Here is a 9,141-nt window from a genome sequence, read left to right on the forward strand (position 1 = left end):
CGACTGGATGAATGATGTGTTCGGTATCGCCAAGGTCGAGTGGAAAAAAGGCGGTGGAATCTTCCTGATCGACGGCAAGATCTATCGCCTTCAGCGTTCGCCGCGCCTGTATACCGGCCATGCATCCATCACGCCGCGCCCGGGCTACACGCTGATGGCCAACGAACTGCTGCGAAGCGACCAGGGCATCATGGTGCGCGGCCCGCGCACGCTGGCCTTTGGATTCATGCCGCAATTGGTGGAGGACCGCACACAGACCGAATGGCACCAATTGTTTGTGCAGCAAGTCCGAAAGCTGGCTCAGTCGCGCGGCGCGCCATCCGACACGCGGTAGTGACTGCGGCCACCCACAGCTTCCTGCTTGTGCGGCCCTAAAACGGCGCCGATTCCGGATCGGTATCCACCGGCGCAGTGGCGGGCCCGGTCACCACAAGCCCCACCACGTCTTTGGCCGCAGGCGCGGGCACGGCCGCAGCCTGACCGCTGCCGGCGTGGGCTGCGGCAGGTGGCATGGCCTGCGCGGCGCTGGCCACACCGCTTTCGGCCTCGCCACCCAGCGCCTCGATCAGGTCGGGAATGAGTTTGCCCAACTCTCCTGTGGCAATGGCCACATCGGTATCAAAGCCTGCATCGTCGGCCTGGGTGCCTTCGAACACGGTGTCCAGAAAAGTCAACTTCTTGATCTGCAAGCCTTCGGTGAGCATGAAGCTCACGCGGTCGTCCCAGGTCAGGGCCAGCTTGGTGGGTAGCTTGCCAGCGCTGATGTGGGCCTGCACTTCTTCGATGTCCAGGGGGTGGCGGGCATAGCGCACCACGGCTTTTTCCTCGGTGGCACTTTTGAGCTCGCACTCGCGGTCTACGGTGAAGCCCAGCGGCGGCTCCTGCTCCTTGAGCCAGTGCGACATGGCCGCCTGCGGGCTGGTCTGGGTGTTGATCAGCGAGACCGACAGGCCCGGCAGCGCCTCGACCAGCGCCGTCACCACCTCATCGGCACGGCTCTGGCTGGAGGTGTCGAGCACCAGCAGGCGCGCCGCCATGTCGATCCACACCCACATCGATCCCTGCTTGGTGAACGCCATGGGCAAAAGATCGAGCCTGGCCTCGTCCTTGAGCTGCCGGCTTTCCTTCTTGCCGGGCTTGCGGCCAGTTTCCTGCTCGATGCGCTCGGCCTTTTCCTTCACACGGCGCGCCAGCACGCTACCGGGCAGCACCTTGGATTCGACCATGAAGCGCAAAATCCATTGCCCGCCCACCGACTCGGCCAGGGGCCCATGGGCCTCGCCACGCGGTGGCACCCAGCCCAGCGATTTTTCTTGCGTTGCGCCGCACTCCGTGAACGGTGCCTTGGCCAGGGCCTCTTCAACCTGCGTCAACTCCACCTGCCATGGCGCAGCCATGCGGTACACGATCATGTTTTTGAACACAAAAAAACCTCTTGAATCTAGAAATAGGAGTGCCACGGGATAGAGCGATGAACACCGACGGGTCAGAGCCTCGGTGCAAGCCTGGATTGTCCAGCCTGTAGTGACCCTAAAAACGGCAGTTGACCGCTTGTCATCTTGCCGCACACCGCGTGGACTCGGGCCTTGGGTTGTTTTTTGCAGCCTCACCTTTGGGGTGACAGCGCTATGCACTTGCCAGCGCCGCTTTTGGAGCGCCATGCGGTGTTGCTCCTCCTTGCAGGCATGAGCCTGCCGCGTCGTCGCGCCTTGCCTGGCACCCCAACAGCAGCGCTGGCAAATGCATCCAGCTGCCGTTTTGAGGCTGACCGTGGGCTGCGTTCGAGGAATTTGCTATGTATTAAATAGCAATAAAGTCAATATGGTTGAGCGTAAGTGGCATTTTTATCAAGTGATTTTGCTTGCGCGTGCGCCTTCGGATGCCACAGTTCTTGTCATAACTTTACACAGCGGCATTGGACCACCATCGCACCGATACATGCGCGGCAGACACTGCTTACCAATCGCCACAACGGTCGTTCTGGCGAGACCACCACTGCATGAGGAGCCCCACCATGGACCGATCCATCACACACCGCCTTGCCACCACCGCCACCCTGGCCGTGCTGGCCGCCGCCCTGGCGTTACCCGCCCTGGCACAGCCGCAGCCCGGCCCAGAAGGCCAGCCCCATCACCGCATGGGCCAGCACCCTGGTGCTGATGGGATGGGCCGCGACCAAAAACGCCAGGCCCACAAGGACGAGCGCATGCGTCAACTCAAGGCGCAACTCAAGCTGACGCCCGCGCAGGAGTCGGCCTGGACCACATTCGCTGCGGCCATGCAGCCCGGCGAACGCAAGCCTGGCCTGGAGCGCGGTGACATGGACAAGCTGACCACCCCGGAGCGAATCGACCGCATGCGTGCCTTGCGGTCCCAGCATGCCGCCGAGGCCGATCGCCGTGAAGATGCCACCAAAGCCTTTTATGCAACGCTCACGCCAGAGCAACAAAAGACGTTTGACGCCCAGGCCTTCAAGGGTCGCCACCAAGGCATGCATGGCGGTACGCGCGGCGGCCCCATGGGCCAGGCTGCACCGACACAGAAATAACCGCCGCCGAAGCACGCGCTGCATCCCCCTCGCGGGGATGCTCTCAGCAAGCCATCAAAGCCAGATTGCCAGGATCCCCCCCCGCGAGGAGGTCCAATCGAAGGTTGCTGTGGACAAACCTGTGATTATTTTTCTATCAAAGTGGTGTTTATCCACAGAAAACAGTGCTTGCTCATCTTTATCCCCGCCTGCAAGACAGCAGGAAGAGGGTCGCATGCACATGGTTGGCAGCAACCTAAGTGCTGGTCAACGCTCGAAAAAATGCCTTTGTCCACAGCAGACGACTGCCTCTACTACTACGACTATGTATTTATAAGAAATATAAGAAGAAGATAGTGCATAAGCCCGAAGCTTGGTTATTGAGTCGGCACCTTTGAACTTGAACCAGCCGTTCGGGCTGAGCCTGTCGAAGCCTTGCGCAGAGCTTCGAACCGCATCAACGCATTCAAGTTGGTTGATGCCGACTCAATAGCCTGCCGCGTCGTCGCACCTTGCCTGGTACCCCAACAGCAGCGCTGGCAAATGCAGCCAAATGCCGTTTTGAGGTTGAAGGAACATTCCGCGAAGCCCGCACTGGGCGTTTGAACACACGGGGAAACCTCCTCCACGCTCTGCCGATTGCGCGTGCTTGCGCTGGCGCGGGAGATGCAGTGCTTCCCGGCGGTGCCTACAGGGGTTCACAGGGGTTTTGATGGCCGTGCGCATACCCGGCACTGGCCGCAAGCGCTGTCCTACCCTGCAGAGGCAGCCAGGCCGATAACGCCCGCTATGCTGGATCGGGTTCGGCCAAGAGAGGCCGTACAAAGGCCTCCAGCACGTCGGCAGTCAGTGGACGACTGCACAGGTAGCCCTGGAAGTGCATGCAGCCCGCCTCGATCAGCAGTTCGCGCTGATCGTTGGCTTCCACGCCTTCTGCGATAACCTGCAGCCCCATGCTGCGCGACAGACCCACAATGGTGTCCACGATCGCTGCATCGTTGGCATCGGTCATGAGGTCGCGTACAAAACTTTGATCGATCTTGAGCTGGTCCAGGGGCATGCGCTTGAGGTAGCTCAGGCTGGAATAGCCGGTCCCAAAGTCATCAAGAGCAAAGCGCACGCCATGGGAGCGCAACGCAGTCATGGTGGCGATGGTGGCTTCCATGTCCTCCACGAGCACGCTTTCGGTGAGTTCAAGCTTGAGCCGGCTGGCGGGCGCGCCCGTCACGGCCAGGACGCGCACCACATCGTCCACAAAGGACGCGTGGCGAAACTGGCGGGAGCTCACATTGACCGCCATGGTCAGGTTACGCAAGCTCGGATCGGTCTGCCAGTTGGCCAACAACTTGCAAGCGGTATGCAGAACCCAGCGGCCCAGCGGAAGGATGAGGCCCGTATCTTCGGCCAGCGAAATGAATTCGCCCGGCGCAATCAAGCCGCGCTGGGGATGCGCCCAGCGCACCAGGGCCTCCACCCCAACGCAACGGCCCGTGTGATGCATCTGTGGCTGGTAGTGCAGCACTAATTCTTCTTGCGCAAGCGCGGCGCGCAGATCGTTCTCCAGCCCTGCGCGCGCAGTCACCACTGCCTGCATGTCGGGGTTGAAGAACCGTACCGTGTTGCGACCGGCAGTCTTGGCCTGGTACATCGCCAGGTCGGCCTGCTTGAGCAACTCGCCCACATGGGTTGCATTGCCCGTGAACGGCGCTACACCGATGCTGGGCGTGCTGCGGTACTGGTAGCCCTGCAGGGGATAGGGCAGGGCCAGCAGCGAGAGAATTTTTTCGGCAACGCCGCGCGCTTGCTTGGCAAGCTCGTGCGGCTGCGCGCTCAATTCCTCGAGCATCACCACGAACTCGTCTCCGCCCAGGCGGGCCACGGTATCCACCGAGCGCACGCAGGTGTTCAAACGTTGCGCCACCTGCTGCAGCAGCCGGTCGCCCTGGTCGTGGCCTAAGGTGTCGTTCAGGGTTTTGAAATTATCGAGGTCGATGAACAGCAGAGCGCCGCCCTGTTGGCGTCGTTGTGCCGTGGCCAGCGCCTGGTGCATACGGTCCATGAGGAGCATGCGGTTGGGCAGGCCGGTAAGGACGTCGTAGAACGCCAGGCGCTGGATTTCACGCTCGTTGGCCTTGCGCTGGCGGATGTCCGTATTGATGGCCAGGATGGACTGGGGTTGTCCGTCATCGCTGCGCACCAGCGTCCAGCGGCCCTCGACCTCGATGGCGCTGCCGTCGCGGTGGCGTTGCAAGATCTCGCCAGTCCATTCACCATGCTCGAGCACGGCCTGCATGGCATGGCGGAAGTGCGTGGTTTCATCGTAGAGCAGTGTTTCGACCGACTGACCCAGTGCCTGCAGCTGGGTCCAGCCGTACAGGCGCTCGGCGCTCTTGTTCCAGAAAATGATGCGGTGATCCAGATCGCGCACCATGATCGCATCCTGTGCCTTGTCCAGCAGCGACGCCTGGTGGCGGATGCGGGCGTCGGCCAGTTGACGGTCGATCTCTGCCGAAGCCCGCGCGGCAAAGATTTGCAGTGTGGACGTGATGAAATCCGTCTCGCAAAGAGCCTGTCGGAACAGCACAAAGACCATGCCGACGACTTCGCCATCAGCGTTGCAAAGCTGCTGTCCCACATAGCCCTGGGCGGCCACGCGTTGCAGCAAGGGGCCATCCGGATACTGTTGTTGCGCCCGCGTGGTCACCACAAGCTCGCGCTGTGTCAGCAAGCGCAGGCTGGGTGTTCCTGACAGGTCGTAATCGGCGCTGGGCAGCATGACGCCATCGACCACTGTGGCCAGCGTGGTCGCGCGCGGTGCCTGCCCCTCCACCATCGGGTGCAGCCGCACGACGCAACCTGCCTGAGCGCCCACCGCCTCTGCCATGTTGCACACCAGCTGCTCAAAGAATTTGGTGCCGGTGCTGGCAGACACGGCCGCCGCTACCTTGAGCACCGAGGCTTGCAGGCGCTGCTGCGCCTGGTGGGCCCGCAGGCTGGTAATGCCAAAGGCCACGTCGTTGGAAAGCTGCTGAAGCAGCGTGGCCTCCTCTGCACTGATGTGCAGGATCTCGGGGGCATAGAGGTACAAAATTCCGAACGTGCGGTCGCGATCACGCAAGGGCAGGCAAATGACCCCATGAAAGCCATGTTGCAGCATGCGCTCGGTCCACTCGCCAAAATGATCCCCACGACGAATGTCCTGCACAATCACCGGCTTGCCCGAACGAATGGCCATTCCGGCTGGCCCGCGCCCAAACGGGTGGTCTTCGCTCCACGACAGGCGCAGTTTTTCCAGATAGTCGGGGTTGTAGCCCCCGTGGGCCACGGGTTCGATGCGCTTTTGCTCATCATCCAAAGCAAAGCCTACCCAACCCATGCGGTAGCCACCGATATCCACCGCGATCTTGCAGATCGCCCGCAGCAGAGCTGCCTCCGAGGTGGCACGCACCAGCGCCTCGTTGCATGCGCTAAGCAGGCGGTGGGCGCGGCTCATGCGGGCCAGCTCGCCTTCGGTGCGCAGCCGCTCGGTGACGTCGGTGGCCAGCACCTGGCGTGCGGGCCTGCCGTTGAAGCTGATGCTGCCTGCGGTGATTTCCATATCGACAAACTCGCCCGCCTTTGTGACGTGGCGACTGATCACCGGGCGGCTGCGCCGGTTCATGTCGATGGCATCGATCGCGGCTTTGATGGCTTCGCGCCGCTCCTCGGGCCACAGGTCGGTCATGCGCATGCCCAGCAGCTCAGCCTCCGAGTAGCCATAGTGCAGCACCATGGACTGATTCACGGCTTGCAGCTCCAGCGTCTGCTTGTCGTAGACCCACATCGGATGAGGATGTTCGTTGAACAGCATGCGGTATTGCTGCTCCGACGCGTGTAACCGGTCGGTGATGTGGCGCAGGTGCACCATGGCACCGAGCGATTCCGCCAGGATCTCCAGGTGCGCCATGTCGCGAGCACAAAACGCATGTGCCTTCTCAGAGATGACGATCAGGGTGCCCCCGATGGAACCGCCCGTGCGCAGCGGCACGCCCATCACCGACAGCACGCTGTGCCGATGGGGTAGCGCGCGCATGTTCCAGCCGCGCGCGGCCGTGTCGTTGCACAGCACGGGGCGGCCCAGCTTCAGTTCAGGCCACAGCAGACTTTCGCTGGCCAGAAGGTGGTGTCCTATTGGGCGCAAGTGGTTGCCCGCCGAAGCCTGGGTGACCAGATAAGGCTCTTGGAGCATCTCCACCATGGCCCCGTCGGCGGGGGTCTGGCGCAGCACGGTGTCGGCCACAAGTTGCAATACTTCGGGCAACGGCATGGACAGCGATGAGATGCGCTGCTGCAGATGCAGTAACTCGGCGCGGCTTTGCACATCACGCATGCCATCGCCATCCTCCCCCCTGGCCGCGTTGATGTCTGCCTCGTCGGGCTGCTGCACTGCCGACATGTTCAGGCTGCCTTTCCCATTGGTGGGGTAGCGCGCGAGGCAGACACGGCAGCTTTTGCGGATGGCTTGGGCGACATTGTCAGGTAGGGTGCTTGCAGGTAGGCAGAAAAACGATCTGGCGCGGTTCTGTGTCTGGCATGCCGGTTTCGTGTAACTGCAATGGAAGCACTGTTGATGGCGCTGGCCCTGTCACTGGGAAACCCCCCCGATCCTACACTGAGGGACGGGGTTTTCAGCCTCGCTCTGGTGCGGGTTTCTCCCAGCGCAGACCGCCGGGATCTGTGAAGAGGTCCCCTAACCCCGCGCGCGGCGCGCCCGCACTGCGGCGGCCAGACCTTCCAGCACGGGAATCGTCTGCTCCATGCTGATGCAGGCATCCGTCACCGAGACCCCTGGCTGCAGGGGCTGGCCGGGCACGATGTCCTGGCGTCCCTCCTCCAGGTGGCTTTCGATCATCACGCCGGTAATGCGTGCATCACCGGCGGCAATCTGCTGTGCGACTTCGGCTGCCACTGCAATCTGGCGCTGGTGCTGTTTGCTGCTGTTGGCATGGCTCACGTCGATCATTACCTGCTCGCGCAGACCGGCTTTGCGCAGCACCTCGCAAGTGGCGTCAATATCGGCGGCGCTGTAGTTGGGCTGCTTGCCGCCGCGCAGGATCAGGTGGCAGTCATAGTTGCCCCGCGTTTCGAAAATGGCGGCCTGGCCCATCTTGGTCATGCCCATGAAGGCGTGCGAGGCCTGTGCCGCCTGGATGGCGTCGCTGGCGATTTTGACGCTGCCGTCCGTGCCGTTCTTGAAGCCGACGGGGCATGAAAGGCCACTGGCCAACTGGCGGTGGGTCTGGCTCTCGGTGGTGCGCGCGCCGATGGCGCCCCAGCTCACCAGGTCACTGATGAACTGCGGCGAAAGCAGGTCCAGGAACTCCGTGCCCACCGGCAGGCCCAGCGAGAGCACGTCCAAAAGCAGCTGGCGGGCCAGCTCCAGCCCCTCGTTGATGGCAAAGCTGCCATCCAGATGCGGGTCGTTGATGTAGCCCTTCCAGCCGACCGTGGTGCGGGGCTTTTCGAAGAATACGCGCATCACCACCAGCAGGTCATCCTTGAGCTCAGTGGCCAGAACGTTGAGCTGCTGGGCGTATCCCATGGCCAGGCCATGGTCGTGGATGGAGCATGGGCCCACCACCACGACCAGCCGGTCATCCCGGCCGTGCAGGATGCGCGAGATGGCTGCGCGGCTGGATTCCACCAGCATTTGCGCCTCCAGGCTGGCGGGCAACCATTCCTGCAACAGCGCAGGTGTGATCAGCGGCCGCAAGGCGCGGATGCGGGTGTCGTCGATGCGCGTGGTGGCTGGGTTGAGATTTGCTTGGGTCATGTTGCGCCCGATTGTCGCGTGACGCGCCGACCCAGCAGCAGGCCCATCCAGCCCATTCCGTAACAATTATCAACAAGCGCCAGGGTGTCAGAGGCCAGGGTCAAGGTCGGCGAAATGAAGGGTTTTGCCGCATCCAGTGGCGCGACTGCAGGTGGTCCATGCGAACCTCGCCGCCCGTGGAGGGCGCATGCACAAAGCGCCCCTGCCCCACATAAATTCCGGCGTGCGAGGCCGAGCGACCGGAGCCGAACACCACCAGGTCGCCCGTGCGCAGGTCGGCGCTGTCCACCGGCCGCCCCCAACCGACGAGTTGTGCCACAGTGCGCGGCGGGGCGGCGCCCACGCGGTGGCGGTACACATAACCAATGAGGCCACTGCAGTCAAAGCCCGACTCGGGCGTGTTGCCGCCATAGCGGTAGGGCGTGCCCACCAGCCCCAGCGCGTGGATGGCAATGTCATGGGCCTGCTCGTCGGTGAGCGACGAGTCGACCGGAGCGCGGGTGGATGGCGCCACCGACGATGGTGGTGCGGTGGTGCTGCAGCCGCCCAGCACCAGCAGGGCGGCCACCCAGGTCAGACAGTGGAGTGCGCAACGCATGGACGCAAGCGTATCGGATCAGCCCCGCGCTTGACCAGTGGCCTGCCGCTTCCGGGGATATCGATTTACCTGAATCCGTGACCCCAATCCCCCGGGTTCCGTAATCGCACAGAAACCGGGCAGAGAAACCCCGATATTCACCCCCAGTCCGGCCATTTCAACGCAACAAACCCGACCGGCACCCCAGATATACGCTCATCATGC

General features: G+C 62.7%; 5 protein-coding genes and 1 pseudogene. 2 read left to right on the plus strand and 4 right to left on the minus strand.

The features are described from left to right. A pseudogene (locus ACK543_RS07970) lies at positions 1-334 on the plus strand (hypothetical protein); the annotation flags it as partial. A 37-nt stretch (positions 335-371) separates the two neighbouring features. Here the strand turns inward: ACK543_RS07970 and ACK543_RS07975 are convergent. Next, on the minus strand, positions 372-1,424 hold the full coding sequence (locus tag ACK543_RS07975) for a recombination-associated protein RdgC (protein ID WP_409942312.1): 1,053 nt from the start codon (positions 1,422-1,424) through the stop codon (positions 372-374). Between the two features lie 590 nt (positions 1,425-2,014). On the opposite strand from ACK543_RS07975, the gene ACK543_RS07980 reads away from it, so the two are divergent. Then, a complete protein-coding gene (locus ACK543_RS07980) occupies positions 2,015-2,548 on the plus strand; it encodes a Spy/CpxP family protein refolding chaperone (protein WP_409942313.1) in 534 nt (177 codons plus the stop codon). Between the two features lie 766 nt (positions 2,549-3,314). Here ACK543_RS07980 and ACK543_RS07985 read toward each other — a convergent pair. The 3 genes from ACK543_RS07985 to ACK543_RS07995 form a co-directional block, all read right to left on the minus strand. Then, positions 3,315-6,962 carry an EAL domain-containing protein gene (locus tag ACK543_RS07985; protein WP_409942314.1) on the minus strand — a complete coding sequence of 1,216 codons (3,648 nt, stop codon included), beginning with the start codon at positions 6,960-6,962 and terminating at the stop codon, positions 3,315-3,317. A gap of 294 nt (positions 6,963-7,256) precedes the next feature. Beyond that, positions 7,257-8,339, minus strand: coding sequence for a 3-deoxy-7-phosphoheptulonate synthase (locus ACK543_RS07990; protein WP_409942315.1), 1,083 nt, complete (start codon positions 8,337-8,339; stop codon positions 7,257-7,259). 100 nt (positions 8,340-8,439) lie between these two features. Further along, positions 8,440-8,937 (minus strand): C40 family peptidase, encoded by a 498-nt coding sequence (locus tag ACK543_RS07995; protein WP_409942316.1) that lies wholly within the window; start codon positions 8,935-8,937, stop codon positions 8,440-8,442. Between the last annotated feature and the right edge of the window lie 204 nt (positions 8,938-9,141).

This window comes from Acidovorax sp. (assembly GCF_046341535.1).
Classification (GTDB): Bacteria; Pseudomonadota; Gammaproteobacteria; order Burkholderiales; family Burkholderiaceae_C; genus Acidovorax.